The 16485-nt window shown below is 58.2% G+C and carries 17 protein-coding genes; 5 read left to right on the top strand and 12 right to left on the bottom strand.

Annotation, left to right across the window (positions count from 1 at the left end):
* Nucleotides 1-35: 35 nt before the first annotated feature.
* From HMPREF2604_RS07220 to HMPREF2604_RS07240, 5 genes are all read right to left on the bottom strand, one after another.
* The gene (locus tag HMPREF2604_RS07220; protein WP_070523965.1) at nucleotides 36-1172 is read right to left on the bottom strand and encodes a hypothetical protein; all 1137 of its coding nucleotides are present in this window, start codon (nucleotides 1170-1172) and stop codon (nucleotides 36-38) included.
* An 82-nt stretch (nucleotides 1173-1254) separates the two neighbouring features.
* Nucleotides 1255-1830: a GNAT family N-acetyltransferase gene (locus HMPREF2604_RS07225; protein ID WP_070523963.1), complete on the bottom strand. Its 576-nt coding sequence runs from the start codon at nucleotides 1828-1830 to the stop codon at nucleotides 1255-1257.
* A gap of 71 nt (nucleotides 1831-1901) precedes the next feature.
* Nucleotides 1902-3260 carry a PhoH family protein gene (locus tag HMPREF2604_RS07230; protein ID WP_070523961.1) on the bottom strand — a complete coding sequence of 453 codons (1359 nt, stop codon included), beginning with the start codon at nucleotides 3258-3260 and terminating at the stop codon, nucleotides 1902-1904.
* 370 nt (nucleotides 3261-3630) lie between these two features.
* Nucleotides 3631-4293 (bottom strand): LGFP repeat-containing protein, encoded by a 663-nt coding sequence (locus tag HMPREF2604_RS07235; RefSeq protein ID WP_070523959.1) that lies wholly within the window; start codon nucleotides 4291-4293, stop codon nucleotides 3631-3633.
* A gap of 127 nt (nucleotides 4294-4420) precedes the next feature.
* Nucleotides 4421-5122, bottom strand: a complete 702-nt coding sequence (locus HMPREF2604_RS07240) for a LysR family transcriptional regulator substrate-binding protein (RefSeq protein WP_070523957.1) — start codon at nucleotides 5120-5122, stop codon at nucleotides 4421-4423.
* A gap of 98 nt (nucleotides 5123-5220) precedes the next feature.
* Here HMPREF2604_RS07240 and HMPREF2604_RS07245 point away from each other — a divergent pair, with 98 nt between their 5' ends.
* Nucleotides 5221-5541, top strand: coding sequence for a DUF5997 family protein (locus HMPREF2604_RS07245; RefSeq protein ID WP_083299207.1), 321 nt, complete (start codon nucleotides 5221-5223; stop codon nucleotides 5539-5541).
* Here the strand turns inward: HMPREF2604_RS07245 and glyA are convergent.
* Nucleotides 5538-6839 (bottom strand): serine hydroxymethyltransferase, encoded by a 1302-nt coding sequence (gene glyA / locus HMPREF2604_RS07250; protein ID WP_070523952.1) that lies wholly within the window; start codon nucleotides 6837-6839, stop codon nucleotides 5538-5540. The genes HMPREF2604_RS07245 and glyA overlap by 4 nt on opposite strands.
* A gap of 195 nt (nucleotides 6840-7034) precedes the next feature.
* On the opposite strand from glyA, the gene coaA reads away from it, so the two are divergent.
* A complete protein-coding gene (gene coaA, locus HMPREF2604_RS07255) occupies nucleotides 7035-7961 on the top strand; it encodes a type I pantothenate kinase (protein ID WP_070523949.1) in 927 nt (308 codons plus the stop codon).
* 14 nt (nucleotides 7962-7975) lie between these two features.
* Here coaA and HMPREF2604_RS07260 read toward each other — a convergent pair whose 3' ends face one another.
* From HMPREF2604_RS07260 to mca, 3 genes are read right to left on the bottom strand one after another with little or no spacing between them, the layout of a single operon-like run.
* Nucleotides 7976-8746 (bottom strand): isoprenyl transferase, encoded by a 771-nt coding sequence (locus tag HMPREF2604_RS07260; RefSeq protein ID WP_070523948.1) that lies wholly within the window; start codon nucleotides 8744-8746, stop codon nucleotides 7976-7978.
* A gap of 20 nt (nucleotides 8747-8766) precedes the next feature.
* Nucleotides 8767-9060 (bottom strand): hypothetical protein, encoded by a 294-nt coding sequence (locus tag HMPREF2604_RS07265; protein WP_070523946.1) that lies wholly within the window; start codon nucleotides 9058-9060, stop codon nucleotides 8767-8769.
* A 3-nt stretch (nucleotides 9061-9063) separates the two neighbouring features.
* The gene (mca, locus tag HMPREF2604_RS07270) at nucleotides 9064-9954 is read right to left on the bottom strand and encodes a mycothiol conjugate amidase Mca (protein ID WP_070524017.1); all 891 of its coding nucleotides are present in this window, start codon (nucleotides 9952-9954) and stop codon (nucleotides 9064-9066) included.
* A 117-nt stretch (nucleotides 9955-10071) separates the two neighbouring features.
* On the opposite strand from mca, the gene HMPREF2604_RS07275 reads away from it, so the two are divergent.
* From HMPREF2604_RS07275 to HMPREF2604_RS07285, 3 genes are all read left to right on the top strand, one after another.
* The gene (locus HMPREF2604_RS07275) at nucleotides 10072-10563 is read left to right on the top strand and encodes a DUF4307 domain-containing protein (protein WP_070523944.1); all 492 of its coding nucleotides are present in this window, start codon (nucleotides 10072-10074) and stop codon (nucleotides 10561-10563) included.
* A gap of 117 nt (nucleotides 10564-10680) precedes the next feature.
* Entirely contained in the window at nucleotides 10681-11202 is a 522-nt protein-coding gene (gene greA, locus HMPREF2604_RS07280) for a transcription elongation factor GreA (protein WP_010187368.1), read from the top strand.
* Between the two features lie 48 nt (nucleotides 11203-11250).
* Nucleotides 11251-11511 (top strand): hypothetical protein, encoded by a 261-nt coding sequence (locus tag HMPREF2604_RS07285; RefSeq protein ID WP_070523942.1) that lies wholly within the window; start codon nucleotides 11251-11253, stop codon nucleotides 11509-11511.
* Nucleotides 11512-11591: 80 nt separating this feature from the next.
* Here HMPREF2604_RS07285 and HMPREF2604_RS07290 read toward each other — a convergent pair whose 3' ends face one another.
* The 3 genes from HMPREF2604_RS07290 to HMPREF2604_RS07295 all read right to left on the bottom strand — a co-directional run bounded on the left by HMPREF2604_RS07290 (nucleotide 11592) and on the right by HMPREF2604_RS07295 (nucleotide 16262).
* Entirely contained in the window at nucleotides 11592-13097 is a 1506-nt protein-coding gene (locus HMPREF2604_RS07290; RefSeq protein ID WP_070524015.1) for a hypothetical protein, read from the bottom strand.
* A 347-nt stretch (nucleotides 13098-13444) separates the two neighbouring features.
* Nucleotides 13445-14116 (bottom strand): hypothetical protein, encoded by a 672-nt coding sequence (locus tag HMPREF2604_RS13950; protein ID WP_141746443.1) that lies wholly within the window; start codon nucleotides 14114-14116, stop codon nucleotides 13445-13447.
* A 1342-nt stretch (nucleotides 14117-15458) separates the two neighbouring features.
* On the bottom strand, nucleotides 15459-16262 hold the full coding sequence (locus HMPREF2604_RS07295; RefSeq protein ID WP_070520914.1) for a Bax inhibitor-1/YccA family protein: 804 nt from the start codon (nucleotides 16260-16262) through the stop codon (nucleotides 15459-15461).
* Nucleotides 16263-16485 lie beyond the last annotated feature (223 nt).

The raw sequence follows: 16485 nt of genomic DNA on the forward strand, positions 1-16485 counted from the left end.
ATTCACGTAGCGAGGATTTCTTATTGTCACGATGCTTAGCGCAAGATTCCCAACTGGCGTGCTACCTGGGCAGCCACGCCGATGAGCGCGAGCACGCCGGCGAGGATGCCCACGATGGCACCAATATTCGTGCCGCCGGAGCTCAAGTCCCCGCCGAGGGACTTCTTGGTCACCTTCACGGTCTTGGTGATTTGGTTATCCGAGACCTTTGCCTGGCCATTGCGCAGAACATAGGTGTTAAAGGTGACGGTCGCGGTGCCCTCAGACTTTGCTGTGTAGGTTCCGTCCTCGTTGACTTCAAGGACCTCTGGGTCGCTACTGCTGGGCGCCGCCACCGGAACCCCCAGCTTCGCTCCCCAGAATCCATCGATGCGCAAACCCAGGCTTCCTTGGCTTCCGACCGAGGTTCCTCCCGTGGTCATCAGTTCAGCACGGTTTATAGCGCTTTCCGGCACGGCGATGGGGAATGCATGGCGACCGGCCGCCAACCGCGCCGGTTCGGATGGCTTATCATCGGCCGAATAGAGACCAGCTGTCACTTCTCCGATTTGAGCCTGCGCAAACTTCACGTATTCAGGATTAAGAATCGTGTACAGGTGGCCATTATTTGTTGACCATTGGCCGTTCTCTCGGACAAGGTAGTCCCACTCGCTGGGACCGCTGCTTCTGCTTGTAGACCACGATTCAACGGCATGTTCCATGTCCGTCGTGGTCAGGTTGTCCAAGGTATTGTAGTTGTCCAAGATTTCAGGAGTACGTGTGCCAACTGCGCGGCGATGATCAAACAAGAAGTTTCCCTCAGCAGCACGCTGCAAAACCGCGTGCTCGAGACCGCGGTCCCAGGAGATTGAATTCACATATGCCTCGCGGGTGCGGTAGCCAGCGGCACTAGCGGCCTGTCGCAGGGTTCCGCCGTTGAAGGGCAGGTTGGTGTCCCAGGCTTTGCCGCGCAACTCGCGAACTTGGCGGGTAACCAAGTCGATGTCGGACTGCATCACTGGCTCGGCAAAGACATAGGCCAGAGCGCCGTTAGGCTGATTAACGTCGAGCTCGGCCACAGGAACGGAACCAGCCGACGGATAGGTTGCTGCCGTGGCAACAGGTGCGGAGAAAGCACCGGTTGCCACGGCTGCGGCTGTAGTAAGGGCAAGGACAGAAGTGCGCAAGGACATGCTTCACCTTCTAAGCGAGAGGGAATAAGAACAGCTTTAATTCTATCCCCACTCATGCCCTTCCATTAGAAAAGCAGGATAATTACTTTCTCTTCTGGTTGGCTGCTGCCTTCTTCTCCTCGGGCTTCGGCAGAAGAAGCTCATACACGTCCGTATCGCGCCACTGGCCGGCGAGCTCACCGTAGGTCATCTTTGCCATGTGGGAGTACGTGCCCACCTTGACGAAGCCACGGGACTTATGGAGGCCGGCGGAACCTTCGTTCTCCGGGAAGATCCACGAGTGGATAGCCCACTTATGCAGGTCGCGGCAGACCTCGATGAGCTGATCCAGCAAGGCGCCACCGATGCCCCTTCCCTGGGCTTCCTTGCTCAGGTAGATGGAATCCTCGACGACGCCGTGGAACACGGTGCGGGTAGACGCCTGCGCGGCGCACACCCAGCCGAGAACCTTTGAATCATCCTCCGCCTCAACAGCGACGAAAACTGACGCCATGATTTTGACGTTTTTGAACTCTTCAAAGGTCAACGAGCGGGTCTCGTAGGTAGCGTGGCCAGTGTTGAGGCCCTGCTCATAGATTTCTCGCATCTGCGGATAGTCCGCCGCATTGAAGGGACGGATGCGGAAATCCTTCTTCTTGTCTTTCGCGTTGTCGCTCATGGAACAATTATTACTGAGCACACGGCGTCAATGCCAAGCTGAGGGCAGAGAGATCGCCGCGCGCGAACGCGTTAGCTTTCGCCTTCCAGCAGATCGGTGACCAGCTCTGCAATGGCAGAGCGCTCAGAGCGTTGCAGCGTGACGTGTGCAAAGAGCTCACGCCCTTTAAGTTTTTCAATGACTGCCTGCACGCCGTCGTGGCGGCCAACGCGCAGGTTATCGCGCTGAGCAACATCATGCGTCAGTACAACTCGGGAGCCACGCCCCAAGCGCGACAAAACAGTCAACAGCACATTGCGCTCAAGCGATTGGGCCTCATCAACGATGACGAAAGAATCATGCAGGCTGCGGCCGCGAATATGGGTCAACGGGAGAACCTCCAGCAATCCGCGGTCCTGGACTTCGTCCATGACGTTTTCGGATACCAGACCTTCCAGAGTGTCATAGACGGCCTGCGCCCATGGATTCATCTTCTCGCTTTCAGAGCCCGGCAGATATCCCAGGGACTGCCCGCCCACCGCATACATGGGGCGAAACACCACGATACGACGGTGTTCGCCGCGCTCCAGCACTGCCTCCAAGCCAGCACACAACGCCAGCGCGGACTTACCAGTGCCCGCCCTGCCTCCGATGGACATGATTCCAACGGAGGGATCCAAGAGAAGGTCCAGGGCAACGCGCTGCTCAGCAGAGCGGCCTTGCAGACCAAAGACATTCGCATCGCCGCGCACCAAGCGAACGGTGCCCTCAGCCGTCATCCGGCCCAGAGCGGACTGCCCGCCCGCCTGCAGCGTAATGCCACAGTGCACCGGCAGGTCCTCGACGCGGGTGCCGGCGGTGGTCACGGATCCGTCGATAAGCACCTCGCCCTCCCCGTAGAGCTCATCGATGACCTCAGCGCTGGTGGGCACCGTAGCCATGCCGGTGTAACCGGTGAGCACGACGTCCTGCGCATGGTATTCATCCGCCTGCAGGCCTACAGCACCAGCCTTGACACGCAATGGGACGTCCTTAGTCACCAGGACGGTGTCCTTGCCCTCATGCTGGAGATTCAGCGCGCAGGCCAGAATCCGGTGATCTCCCTCCGGCCCGCGAAAGGCCGCTGGCAACAAGGATTGATCCTGGTGGTTGAGTTCCACGCGCAAAGTCCCGCCCGCTGCATTTACGGGCAGGGGCTGGTCCAACGCCTCATAGGTAGCGCGAAGGTCCTCCAAAAAGCGAAGAGCTTGGCGGGCGAACCAGCCAAGCTCCGGGTGATGACGTTTTCCTTCCAACTCAGAAATAACGACGATGGGCAGTACCACATCGTGTTCAGCGAACTTACGCAACGCCCAGGGATCTGAGAGAAGGACGGACGTATCGATGACATAGGTCTTGGTCAAAACAGAGGCCTCATGCGGCTGCTCGGTGAGGACGGAAGGATTGGTCATAGCGGCAGGGTTCTCCCTTGTTATGCCCGCCCCAACTCATCGACCTGGGACGGCATGGTGAAGCTGGTGGTTTTCGAACTGTCCGGAGCCTGTTCTTAGCTTCCGGACACCGTCCACGCTAGAGAGCAAAGGTTGAAATTACATGGGTGCAAGATGAACAGTATTAAAACGACAATCACCAGCGTCACACCATTCCCATCAGGCTCTACGAGCCTGTCGTCTCTCCCCCACTCCCCCAACACTGCAGCTACATTCTTCGGCCCTGCACTTTCACGCGTTGACCGTGAAAAACGAAGAAGCTCCGCACCGTGTTATCAGTGCGGAGCTTTGTCGCTTTAGCTCACAAGGCAGCGAGCCGTTTTATGAGCGCTTAGTTGATGGTGGCCTCGTACTCACCGGACTCACCCTGCATCCAGGAGATGGTGCCATTGGTGAACTCCTGTACCCAGCCGTTGCCCTCGGCCTGCTCCGGGCCAGTCGGCAGGCCAACCTTGCTCTCTAGGCCGCCTTCCTCGGTCCAGGTCTCTGCGATCTTGCCGATGATCGGCTGGGTGCCGTCACCCTCACCGAATGCCAGCAGCTTGTCCTTGGCAAAGGTAGCAACGCTTCCCTTGTCGGTGTTTTCAATGGATTCCGGATCGCCCCACTCAGCAGCCTTCTCCTTGATGGCCTGAGCGAAATCAGAAGGAACCTCTACGTCACCATTGGCGGTGGACACGCTCTCCTTGTCGCCCTCAGCGCCGGAACCATCCTTCGACTCGGCGGAGTCCGACTCAGAAGAATCGGCACCTTCGCTGCCTTCGGCTCCCTCAGAGCCCTCGGCCTCGGAAGAATCGGCGGACTCGGAGTCCTTCATGGAATCCTTTGCGTCCTTAGCGGCAGAACCGGCAGCATCGGTAGCGTCGGACGCAGCGGACTGAGCAGCGTCGCCAGCATCCTTAGCGGCATCCTCAGCATCGGAACAAGCAACGACACCCAGGGACAGGGTGGCGGCGGCGATACCTGCGGCGAAACGACGAGTCATCTTCTTCATATTCTTAAGCCTTTCTGTCTAGTTGAGCACTGTTCTAAGTACTTTTGTTGAGAACGATGCCCACCGTAGGCATGGCCAGCACTTCCTGCCACCACAGAACCTATGATTTGACAACAAAGACGTTGCTTTATCTCCGTTTCCGCTGTTGAGAACCCCTATATCTTTTTGATAACGGTTTGGAAGCCGAGCCTCTTTGAGGCTTTTCTTGGGACCTTCTGCGCGCTTGCTTAGCTTTTGCTTTGTCGCGTGCGCTGCGTTTCGGAGCGGCATTGCGGGATGAATTCCGCGTCCTTCCCTTTGCGACCCCGACGAAGTCTTGGATCTCATCGCCGTCATCAGCCCGGCGCCACACCAGTGCAATCACTGTGCGAGCCACAGTGGGGTCCTCCAAGCCCAGTGCCACGACCTGCTTCTTGCTCAGCACCTTCAACAAAGGCCGCGGCGCGATGGCTACGCCCACGTTGGCTGCCACGACCTGCAAAGCGGTGCGCAGCGCCGGAACATCGACGCTGCCGTCCTGCGCAATCCGGTAATTCACTATTTCTTCGGCAACATCCTCCTGCGTGACGTCCTCCCCAACCTCCGCGTAGACAGAATCTTTCGGAACGGCGATGCCGGGTGCTTCCTCGTAGAGCTGGACGACGTGGAAGCTGTCATCAACCCGCGAATCCGGCAAGCGGGTCAGCGCTAGATCTGCCTCATGAGTAAGAAGAACGTCCATCGCGTCATCGGCGTCGACGGTTACCAGGGACTCTGGAGAGTGATAATCACGGTAGCGACGAAACCATTTGCCGGGTTCTGTGCCAGTGGAAAAGACGAGGCGGAGCATGCACCTCATACTACGGTGCTGCTAGCGTTGTGAGCGTGACTGATACCCCGAATAGTGAAACCCCAGCCAACGAAACCCAGCAGCCTTCCGGCACCGCCATGCGTGCGCAAACCGCAGCGAAGAAGTTGGGCATCTACCTGCCGGCCGCCCCGGAGGAGTTTCAAGCCAACGCGGTAACCCATGCGCAGCTGCGCGACTTACAGGAGAACCCACCGGAGTGGCTCGCTACCCTACGCCGCGAGGGTCCGCACCCGCGCCCGGTCGTGGCACAAAAACTGGGAATCTCCGTGACCGCGCTGAAGAAGAACGAGATGGACCGCCCTCTCACCACCGCGGAAATTAAAGAGCTCCTCAGCGCAATGCCCGAATGGCTCGAAGCCGCCCGGAAAGCCCACGCTGAGGAGCGCAAGGAAGCTTAGACCAGCTTCCAGTCCTCAAGGCCGTCGTAGAGCGGGAAGTCCGCGGCGACCTTCTCAACGCGGGCGCGCAGCTTGGCGACGTCCGCGTTCTTACCGTTTGCCAGTGCAGTACCGATAACGTCGGCAACCTCGGTGAAGGCCGCCGTGTCGAGGCCGCGGGTAGCCAGGGCCGGGGTACCAATGCGCAGGCCGGAGGTGACCATCGGCGGGCGCGGATCGTTCGGCACCGCATTGCGGTTCACGGTGATGCCGACCTCGTGGAGGAGGTCCTCCGCCTGCTGGCCATCGAGCTCGGAGTTGCGCAGGTCTGCTAGGACAAGATGCACGTCGGTGCCGCCAGTGAGGACGTCGACGCCCGCCTTGGTGCAATCCTCGGCGGTCAGGCGCTCAGCCAGAATGCGAGCACCTTCCAGGGTGCGCTCCTGGCGCTCCTTGAACTCCTCGGTGGCCGCGATCTTCAGCGCGATAGCCTTCGCCGCGATGACGTGCATGAGCGGTCCGCCCTGCTGCCCCGGGAAGACGTTGGAGTTGATCTTCTTGGCAAAATCCTGCTTGGCCAGGATGAGACCGGAACGAGGGCCGCCCAGCGTCTTGTGCACGGTGGAAGACACGACATCGGAGTGCGGCACCGGGGAGGGGTGCAGCCCAGCTGCCACGAGGCCCGCGAAGTGCGCCATATCCGTCCACAGGTACGCGCCGACCTCATCCGCGATGGAACGGAAAGCCTCGAAATCAATGGTGCGCGGGTAAGCGGACCAACCAGCGATGATCACCTGGGGCTTTTCTGCCAGCGCCTGCTCGCGCACCTTATCCATGTCAAGGCGCATGGTCTCCGGGTCAACCTCGTACGCGGCAACGTCGTAAAGCTTGCCGGAGAAGTTCAGCTTCATGCCGTGGGTCAGGTGCCCACCATGAGCCAAGGACAGGCCCATGATCTTGTCACCCGGCTGGATCAGCGACGCCAGCACAGCAGCATTGGCCTGGGCGCCGGAGTGGGGCTGGACGTTGGCAAAATCAGCGCCGAAAAGCGCCTTGGCACGATCACGAGCCAGATCTTCTACGATGTCAACGTGCTCGCAGCCGCCGTAATAGCGGCGCCCCGGGTAGCCCTCGGCATACTTGTTGGTCAGAACAGAGCCCTGCGCCTGCAGAACCGCGCGGGGGACGAAGTTTTCCGACGCGATCATCTCGAGGGTATCGCGCTGACGAGCAATCTCACCGTTAATAGCAGCAAAGACCTCGGGGTCGAGATCGCGCATCTCCTGGTAGCGCACGTCTGAATTGTTCGTAGTGGTCATGAAAGCGTGATGTCCCTTCGTAGAGGTGGTCAATGAAGCCCGCGGCGCCCGCCCGCGGCACGACACCACCGGCTCTGCAATCGCGGAAGCTAGTTCTACATCCTAACGCCCGCATCCCCCGCGTGGGGGCCTCCTCGAATCTTTTCATTCGGGGCGATTGCCACAGGCGCTCTGTTGAGTGGAACAATAGTCGGCATGGCGCGAATGACCGATGCGAGCCCGTACCTCGATTTTGACCGCGATACGTGGCGTGCCCTGCGTAAATCCATGCCACAGGTGCTAACGGCGACCGAGGTGGAAAAACTTCGTGGCATCGGTGACCGCATCGACCTCACTGAGGTGGCTGAGGTCTATCTGCCGTTATCCCGTCTTATTCACATGCAGGTTGAGGCCCGCCAAAAACTCACCACCGCTACCGAGGCATTCTTAGGAAACCCACCCACGCACGTTCCTTTCGTCATCGGCGTTGCCGGCTCCGTCGCGGTGGGCAAGTCAACGACCGCGCGCTTGCTCCAAGTTCTTCTACAGCGCTGGGATTCCCACCCGAAGGTTGATCTGGTCACCACCGACGGGTTCCTCTACCCCACCGCGTATCTTAAAGAGCACGGGCTTATGCAGCGCAAGGGCTACCCGGAGTCTTATGACCGTCGCGCGCTCATGCGTTTTGTTACCGACGTTAAGTCCGGCAAGCCGCTGGTAACCGCACCGTTGTACTCGCATGTGTCTTATGACATTGTTCCTGGTGAGTTTCAGGAGGTTCGCCAGCCGGACATCCTCATTTTGGAAGGCCTCAACGTCTTACAAACCGGGCCGACCCTCATGGTTTCGGACCTGTTCGACTTCTCTGTTTACGTGGACGCCCGAGTCGACGACATCGAAAAGTGGTACATTGATCGCTTCCTCAAGCTCCGCCACACTGCCTTCCGCGAACCAGGGGCGCACTTCGCGTCCTTCGCGGACATGACGGACGAGGAGGCCTACGTGCAGGCCCGTGAAATCTGGCAGTCCATCAACCTGCCCAACCTCATCGAGAACATTTTGCCCACCCGGGTACGCGCCTCCCTGGTTCTGTGCAAGGGCTCGCACCACCTGGTTGACCGGGTGAGGATGCGTAAGCTCTAGCCCGATCGCCAGAGCTAGCGGCCGAAGCGGCGCGAGCGCTGTGAATAGTCACGCAAGGCGCGCAGGAAATCCACCCGGCGGAATGCGGGCCAATAGGTATCCGTGAACCAGATCTCCGAGTAAGCGGCCTGCCACAGCAGAAAGCCGGACAGCCTCTGCTCGCCGGAGGTACGAATGACGAGATCGGGGTCAGGCAAACCCTTGGTATAGAGGTTGCCCGTAATGGCCTCCGCCGTCACGTTGTCCGCAATTTCCTCAGCGCTCAACCCCTTGCGGGCTTCGCCACGAATGAAACTCTGCACGGCGTCCACAATCTCCTGGCGCCCACCATAACCGACCGCAATGTTGACGATGACGCCCTGGTGATCCTCCGTAGCCTCAGCCGCGCTTTGCATCTTGGCCGTGACCTGTTCAGGGAGCAGATCTAGGTGCCCAACGAGCCGGATCTGGCAATCCAAGTCCCCTTGGGAGAGGTGCGTGACGACATCCGAGATGATGTCGAAGAGCAGCTGCACCTCCTGCTCGCTGCGCTTCAGGTTCTCCGTCGAGAGCAGGTAGATAGTGACAACCTCGATGTCGGTGCCCTGGCACCAGGAGATCATCTCGCTGATCTTCCGCGCGCCCTGCCGGTGGCCGTGGCTGATATCCGTAAATCCAGCCTCGCGCGCCCAGCGGCGGTTGCCATCAGCCATGATTGCCACGTGGCGTGGTTGCGGCTTGTTCTTGATTTCACGTGTCAGACGCGCTTCGTACAGGGGGTACAGGAGCTGGCTTAGGAACTTCACGGTGGGAATCGTCCTCTACCTTAAAAGATGGACTTCTTGCTGTTATCGAGGATGCCGGCTTCCTTCATTGCTGAATCGATCGCCTCATCATTGAACGGATCGATGCCGTGATCCTGCGCAAACATGGTTCGACGACGGAAGCGCGAATAGCGGCGGTGAAAATTCCAGCCTGCAAAAAGGACAGCAACACCCATCAGTGCGAGGATGAGCAGACCAATAGGCGAAGCCTTACCAAACTCCGGTCCAACCGGCCCGCTTTGGCTTCCTTGGGCGAGCAGGGCGACGTCGTGCGCTGCGAGGTAGAAAGCGTTCATGCTTTAAGACTCCCCTACTTCTGGAATTCCCGCAAATAAATCATCTTCCGGCAGTGCAGTAGAAACGCGAGTTTTGGCCAACTCGAATTCCTCCGTGGGCCAGTGCTCCTGCTGTACGGACACGGGCGTGGCTAGGAAGGCACCGGCTGGATCAATTTGGGTTGCGTGCGCACGGAGCGCATCCTCACGATTCTGGAAGTAATCCGCGCATTCGACCTGTGTGGTTACCCGCGCCATGATGTCTCCGAACGTCGTATCCCAGCGCGCCAGCATCGGCTCATATGGACTGATCTTGCCTTCCTCCAGAAGAAGATCATGGAAGATCTTCATCCTTTGGTATACGAAGCCATGCGTGTAGTACAGCTTCTGCGGCTCCCACGGCTCACCCAATTCTGGGTGGTATGCCGCGTCACCCGCGTTTTCCCACGCCAGCATGGACGCGCGGTACACCATGAGGTGATCCGGGTGCGGATAGCCGCCGTTCTCGTCGTAGGTAATAATGACGTGGGGCCGGAACTCACGGATGATTTCAACCAGCTCTTGGGCTACGTCATCATCTTCCTTAAGCGCAAAGCAGCCCTCAGGTAGTAAGTCCTTGATATTGGGCGCGAGCGGGTTACCAGGAAGGCCCGAATCAATGTGCCCAAGCCAGCGATGTTGCACGCCCAAGGCGGCGGCTGCTTTCGCCATTTCCTCACGGCGAATGCTGCCCATATTCTCAAGGACACCGGGGCGATCCATGGCCGGGTTGATAATATCTCCCCTCTCGCCACCGGTGCAGGTCACGACGAGGACTTCCGCCCCCTCCGCGGCATATTTTGCTGTCGTCGCAGCACCCTTCGAGGACTCATCGTCAGGGTGCGCGTGGATAGCCAAAAGGCGCTTCGTGCTCACTGGGTGATACATCTCCCTACATCGTCCCTACTTCGCCTCATTAATACAGAGGCATTAAACAGAGGCCTAGTCTAGTGGATAGTTTCTTCGCGGCGACTGTTGGATAGAATCAGACTCATGTCTGACGCCCAACCTGCTTCTCAACCCGCACGCTCGCAGTCCCGCTACGGTTCTTCCTCTCAGTCCACTCGCACAAAAGGTTCATGGACCAACCGGGCACTGGTGCTGGTATTCCTGGCTATGTTGATTGCGGCCATTGTCTACGGCGTTCAGTATTTCCGCAGCCAGCAAAAGGTCAACGCAGATATCTCCTACGTCACCCACGAGATTCTGTCTGATGACACAGCGCGCGTGTGGGTAGACATCACCCGCAACCGCGTGGAAGAACCTGCATACTGCATTGTCCAGGCCTTCGACTACTCCAAGGCTGAGGTGGGGCGCCGCGAGGTCGCCGTGCCTGCTGGCGGTGAGTCCGCTCAACGCATCGCGGTGGATATCCCCACCAACCACAGAGCCGTCGCCGGTGGCGCCTACGGTTGCTCCGGAAGCATCCCGTCCTATTTGGACACCAGCACGATGGATACAGCGGGTGAGGCTACCGGCGAGTAAAAGCCCAGCTGTGCTAGTATGTTGAGCGTTCTGAATGGGCCGCGCCACCTGCGCTTTCTGGCCCATCCAATGAGAAGTAGACCCGTTCATTAGGAACCGTAAACGGAAGGTTGCACTATGGCTGAGCAGCAGAAGCAGTACATTACCCCGGAAACCAAGGCCAAGCTCGAGGCCGAGCTGCAGGCCCTCATCGACCACCGCCCGGTCGTCGCCGCGGAGATTAATGAGCGCCGCGAGGAAGGTGACCTCAAGGAGAACGCGGGTTACGACGCAGCCCGTGAGATGCAGGACCAGGAAGAGGCCCGCATCAAGCAGATCTCCGAGGTTCTGGCGAACTCCACCACCGAGCGCACCGCCGTCCAGGAGGGTGTTGCCCACATCGGTTCCGTTGTGCACGTGTACTACAACGGCGACGAGGAGGACCGCGAGACCTTCCTCATCGGTACCCGCGCCGCTGCTTCCGATAACAAGGACTTGGAGACCTACTCCGAGCAGTCCCCGCTGGGCGCTGCACTCCTGGGTGCTGCTGAGGGCGAGACCCGCGAGTACACGGCGCCGAATGGCAAGACCTTGTCGGTCACCGTGGTCTCTGCGGCACCTTATGATTCCGCAAAGGCTGCCACTCCGCGCAAGTCCTAATTTATACTGCTCTTAGGTCATCGTTTTTCCGAGAAAGAGTTTTAACCCATGAAGAAGTTCACTCGTTTCGCTGCCGCTGGTTTGGTTTTCTCCGCTGGCCTCACCCTCGCTGCCTGCCACCCTCCGAACCAACAGGATTCCTCTGAGAAGGTTGACACCGGCGCTTCCTTTGCCGGTGAGGCTCCCGGCGCAGGTGCAGCCGCCCCCTCCGAGGCTGCGGCTGAGTCCGAAGCAGCCACTGAGTCCGAAGCCGTTGCTGCAACCGAGGTTGCTCCGGCTGAATACACCACTGCTCCGGTTCAGCAGTAGGTTCAACGGCAACTGGCAAAGAAGCGGCGTCCCGATAGTTGGGGCGCCGCTTTTAGCTTTCTGGGGTCCGTCGTCTTTTTCTACTTTGCCTCCCGGACCCAATCCCCGATAACCCCTGGCAGTACTGCGGGTGCTTCGCCGAGTAGATCACGGCGGTTGGGGTCGCGTTCTACTTGAGTCGTGACGGACTTGACCCGCCTTTCGCCTTCGCCGCCGCGTGCCATGCCACCCATCATGGGCATCATGCGCATCCCCGCACCGCGGGCACTGCCGACGCCCTGCCTCGCACTACCCGCTCCGCCCGGGGCTCCCAGGACACCACCAGCGCCACCAGCGTTGCCGACGCCCCCGGAACCTCCCGTACTGATGGCACCACCTCCGACGAGGCCGCCTCCGCTTAGCGACGTCCGCCCTTCCCTCTGTTGTCCAGTTCCCGTTACGGCCCCAGGAAGGCCTCCTAATACCGGATGCGTTCCGGTCTGCGGCCCACCGAATGAAGCGCCCGCGCCTCCGAACCCCGCTGCGTTTGTCGTTGGATTCGCCGACATTTCCGGCAAGCGACCGCTGTGGCCTGCCACGCCTCCGGGAAGCTTGTTCCCACGGCCATCAGCAAGACCGATGGCTCCCAATCCCTGGCCTACAGCGCCGCTGCCTAGACCTCCGAGCCCGTTTACACCAGCTGGCATGTTTGCCGCTCCGCTGGTAGCTGCCAACGATCCTGGCGCTCCTCCCCGAACGGGATCAAGGGCGCTCAAGCCTGCGTTGGCAGCCGAGGTATTCACCTCGCCTGCATTGATCGGCGCTAATGCGTCTCCGAAACCAAGCTCGCTGAGGATGCTGCGCCCACGATTGTGTAGCTCATTGTGAAAGCGCGCGATATCGTCAGCCCCCATCCCCACGCTTTCCAGACCTTGGATGTGGCCATCCGCAACGCCAAAGGAGCCTGGGCCCATGGTGCCGTTTTCTATCGCTTCGGCTATTGGCTTCGGCCATGTGACTCCATCGGTGTTGTAGCGATTTCCGTCGCCCATGACTGCCCCAAAGTGGGTACTGGTGTCTCCGCCGCCGCTGGGCGGCGCTGCGTCCATAAGCGCATGCTGATACGGCATAGCGGAAATCACTTGCTGCTGAAGGACGCCCTGCATATAGACCAAGGCTGCTTGTTCAGCGGCTTGACGCGTAGCAGGCTCTGGGATTGCCGCCACCTCAAAGGCCAAGGCAATGGCTTCCGGCTGAACATTCATCAGCTGCGCTTGGAAGCCGAACAGCTTCTGTTGCATGACGCTCGCATTGGCAATGAAGTGTGTACCCGCCTGCGCAACTTCACGAATCTTCTGCGCTGCGCGTGTGGTGGCTTCACTGTCGTTCTCGGCTTCCAAAGACGCGGCCGAGTTTTCAAGACCCGCAACGATTTCTGCGACTTCCCCACTCAAAGCGCCCCACCGCGCATTCGCTTCCGACACATCCCAGAAGCGCGTGCTAAACAGATTCGATGCTAAGCCCATGATGGAAGCACCGGTGTCCACGATCGGGATGGTAAACCCAAACGGGCTGTATCCCGGGTCTGGTTGCGACACGATCGGCATCGATACCGCCCCGCCTCCCCCACCAGCGTCAGCGACATCCAACCCCCGACTCGTAAGCTCATCCTGCGATTCGAAGCTTGCTAGCTCAGTTTTGAGTGTCTCCCCGAGCCAAGAAACCTGTCCCCTAAACCCCTCTAAAGAATTTCGCGCCGACCCCGGATCCGTTGCCAGCACACGCTGGTGGATTGTGCCGACCTCACTTAGGCCGGTGATGGTGGAGAATCCACCATCGAGTGGACTGTGCGCGCCACTCGAGGCATGTTGAAGTCTCTTCCCAAGTTCAGATACACGCGATACTTCTTGCGATAGCGCATTTTGGTTAATGATCATTTCCCGAGCCCCTCTATTTAGACAAGTTCTAAAAGTAAGTTTCTTGATTGTTCACATTTTTCCTTCATTGAAACCTCGGCAGCTAGTTCCGTCCATGCAACTGAAACGACACCACGAATAGTTTCAACGTAAGACGTGCAACTCGTGCCCCTCACAAATGTGTCTTCTACGGTGTAGATATCTTCGTTCACTTCTTCCATAAATGGAAAAGCCTGAGGATAAAGCTCACGAATGCTATCCATTTTCTCATGCTGTGCTCCAAGGGCTACAGCAGCTTCTCTGCCATTACCCAAATCTTTTGAGAAATAGCAAGTTCGGTACCCACTCTCTCTTTCAGGAGTCGAAGTCATCTCTAAGCTCAACTCCGAGAATTTTTCATTGGGTATTTCTGAACAAGGATCAAACACCTGGAATCCAGGCACTGTCCGGTCAAATTCACCGAGCGGCGGAAGTAACCCACCGCCTGCACGAGACTGCTCACTTGGAGCTAAAGACTCTCGCGCCGTCGTGGCGGTGGCATCAGCGACCCCCGAGTCCACTGAGCCACCGCCGGCTTTCATGTCAGGAGAATTGCGAAAGTCCCCCGCGTTACTACCATCGCCACGAACACTGAGGCCGAGCGGTGACGCGCAGTTTGACAGCACCCCGATACAAACCGCCATCATCACAAGGCCCCCGATTCGCTTCATGGTGTCCCTTCAACTAACTTTCCTGACCGTTAGAAGCCCCTCCCTTGAGCTTTAAGCTCCGAGCGACTTCTGCGACCAGAATGCACGAGAAGGAACAAGAAGTCGCGCCAGTGCCAAATTAGTCATTTTCTATATACAAATTTATTGTAACTATTCGACCATTCTAATAGAATCATCCGTCAATAACAGCTGGTCGCAGCCTGTATAGAGCTTGAGTACGCACCGTGAACTACATGTGTCTTGGCTACCGATTATAACCAATTGGGGGTACCCGAATTACAACACTGTCAATTTTCGGGGTGTCGTTTTTCGTCGATTGAGCAAGAATCTTGCCCCTTTGTTGCACGCCCCTTAGAGCATCGCGCCTGTGGGAAACATGAGAAACCCAATCCGCCGGCATGATCACTGCAAGCTCAGAGCTAAGCGCAGAAACAGATGCTTACCGGTGTCGTTGCCGAGCTTCCGACGGACGGCGCCCATTTGCAGCAAGGCCAAGACTCACCCATCCAAGAATTCGAACATTTCACCCACAAGAACCGTACAGCACCCCATCTTTGCAACCATAGCTTCCTCCGCAGTCATCCACGTCACACGACTTTAGGAACTGGCCACCTGTACCGCAATTGGTACGCAAAATGGATATTTGCGAAGGGAAATCCTGTTCTCACTGTTGCAATCTGTATCAACTCGCACCAGTCGATGCCAAGATCCCGCTCGCACCTACCGTGCGCTACGCACCTTCCCCAAAAGACCCGACTTAGGTCATGGGTGGGTGAGCACCGACTCTCTTGAGACTGCTACCTGGTGTTGTTCGGCGGTGGGGCGGGATCGTTCCGCACTAAATCCGCCTAGGTCAGGAAGGCGTCCTGCACAAGGCATCTGGCAGAAGGCATCTTTGAGCCTGAAAACGCCATCTGCTCTGAGTAAAGGGCGTTTTTGGCCGTGAAAACGCCTTATGGCTGATGCCTTTTGTCAGACGCCCTTTGTCAGATGCCTCCAGCACGTCGATGGAGGCACGCCGACGTTGCGCGCTGCAAGGGGAGCAAGGAAGGTAATCCGTTTCGCGAAGAGACATGCAGTTCTCTACAGAAACGGTCGTTGTGTCCCGACTTAGGTCTTGGGTGGGTGCCGCAACGTCACTCTTAACATTGCTACCGGGCGTTTACGGCGGTGGGGTGGGGTTTCCGCACTAAAATGACCTAAGTCGGGCAAGATCCCGCCCGCACCTCACGGGCGCCCCCACTTCAAAAGATGTGCGCCACACGCACAAAGAAACCGGCGGCCAGCAACCACGAGGCTTGTGGTGCCAGCCGCCGGATTCGCAGAAGCGGTATGAGACTACTTAATCCCTGAAGTAGCTCAGCAGACGGAGAATCTCCGTGTACAGCCAGACCAAGGTCACGGCCAAACCAAGAGCGATACCCCAGGCATACTGCGCCGGAGCACCCTGGCGAATCAGGCGGTCTGCCTGGTCGAAGTCTGTCATAAAGGACAAGGACGCCAGAACAATGCAGACGAGGGAGAAGATGATGGAAAGCATGCCACCATCACGCAGCGGATTAAAGCCGAAGAAAATAGCGCCCAACATGTTACCCAGAGCCAACACGGCCACGCCGGCAATGAGGCCGAACATGATCTTGTTGAACTTCGGGGTGACCTTTACCGCACCGGTCTTGTAGACCATCAGCATGCCGATAAAGACGCCTACGGTACCCATGATTGCTTGGCCGATAACTGCCATGCCATCGGAATTGCCGAAAGATACGCCGGCAAACATAAGGGAGAATCCGCCCACAAAGAGGCCCTCAAACACGGCATAAATCAACGTGACGGCTGCAGAACCAAACTTCTTGCCAAACGTTGAGACAAGAACAGTAATGAAACCGCCGAGCGCACCGACCAAGGTAAGAATCATCGCGATGCCTGGGTTAATCAACTCGCCAACAGCAAAGTTGAGCACGGCCATGACGATGATGACGCCAAGAGTAATGCCAGTCTTGGTCACGACATCATCAACAGTCAGCGGCCGATCGGCGCTGCGATTCTCCTGGATAAATGGATTATCGCTCTGACCGTAGGGATTGCCGCCCTGGGTCTGATTTTGGCTGGACGAGAGGGAACTCATGACGGGGTTGCTAGAACGCACGCGAATCCCGATTCCTTTCACAGTCTTTCTCTAAAAAGCGGCCTCTAGGGCCGCCTTGTTTGTCGTTTCATAAAGATCAACGCGCCCCACTGCTAGGAAGTTCCCAAAAATCTCAAAATTCGCAAAATTGTCCACGCGTAACAGGAATGCGTCGACAAGCACTGTGATTGACCAGTACGTGTGGAAATAGTGAGGGACCTGACCCCTGTTTGGTAGACACCTG

The sequence above is a fragment of the Corynebacterium sp. HMSC055A01 genome (assembly GCF_001809405.1).
GTDB lineage: Bacteria > Actinomycetota > Actinomycetes > Mycobacteriales > Mycobacteriaceae > Corynebacterium > Corynebacterium hesseae.

Coding starts and splice junctions, on each gene's coding strand:
- HMPREF2604_RS07220 (WP_070523965.1), bottom strand. CDS start 1,172: ATGTCCTTGCGCACTTCTGTCCTTGCCCTTACTACAGCCGCAGCCGTG.
- HMPREF2604_RS07225 (WP_070523963.1), bottom strand. CDS start 1,830: ATGAGCGACAACGCGAAAGACAAGAAGAAGGATTTCCGCATCCGTCCC.
- HMPREF2604_RS07230 (WP_070523961.1), bottom strand. CDS start 3,260: ATGACCAATCCTTCCGTCCTCACCGAGCAGCCGCATGAGGCCTCTGTT.
- HMPREF2604_RS07235 (WP_070523959.1), bottom strand. CDS start 4,293: ATGAAGAAGATGACTCGTCGTTTCGCCGCAGGTATCGCCGCCGCCACC.
- HMPREF2604_RS07240 (WP_070523957.1), bottom strand. CDS start 5,122: ATGCTCCGCCTCGTCTTTTCCACTGGCACAGAACCCGGCAAATGGTTT.
- HMPREF2604_RS07245 (WP_083299207.1), top strand. CDS start 5,221: ATGCGTGCGCAAACCGCAGCGAAGAAGTTGGGCATCTACCTGCCGGCC.
- glyA (WP_070523952.1), bottom strand. CDS start 6,839: ATGACCACTACGAACAATTCAGACGTGCGCTACCAGGAGATGCGCGAT.
- coaA (WP_070523949.1), top strand. CDS start 7,035: ATGGCGCGAATGACCGATGCGAGCCCGTACCTCGATTTTGACCGCGAT.
- HMPREF2604_RS07265 (WP_070523946.1), bottom strand. CDS start 9,060: ATGAACGCTTTCTACCTCGCAGCGCACGACGTCGCCCTGCTCGCCCAA.
- HMPREF2604_RS07275 (WP_070523944.1), top strand. CDS start 10,072: ATGTCTGACGCCCAACCTGCTTCTCAACCCGCACGCTCGCAGTCCCGC.
- greA (WP_010187368.1), top strand. CDS start 10,681: ATGGCTGAGCAGCAGAAGCAGTACATTACCCCGGAAACCAAGGCCAAG.
- HMPREF2604_RS07285 (WP_070523942.1), top strand. CDS start 11,251: ATGAAGAAGTTCACTCGTTTCGCTGCCGCTGGTTTGGTTTTCTCCGCT.
- HMPREF2604_RS07290 (WP_070524015.1), bottom strand. CDS start 13,097: ATGCCGATCGTGTCGCAACCAGACCCGGGATACAGCCCGTTTGGGTTT.
- HMPREF2604_RS13950 (WP_141746443.1), bottom strand. CDS start 14,116: ATGAAGCGAATCGGGGGCCTTGTGATGATGGCGGTTTGTATCGGGGTG.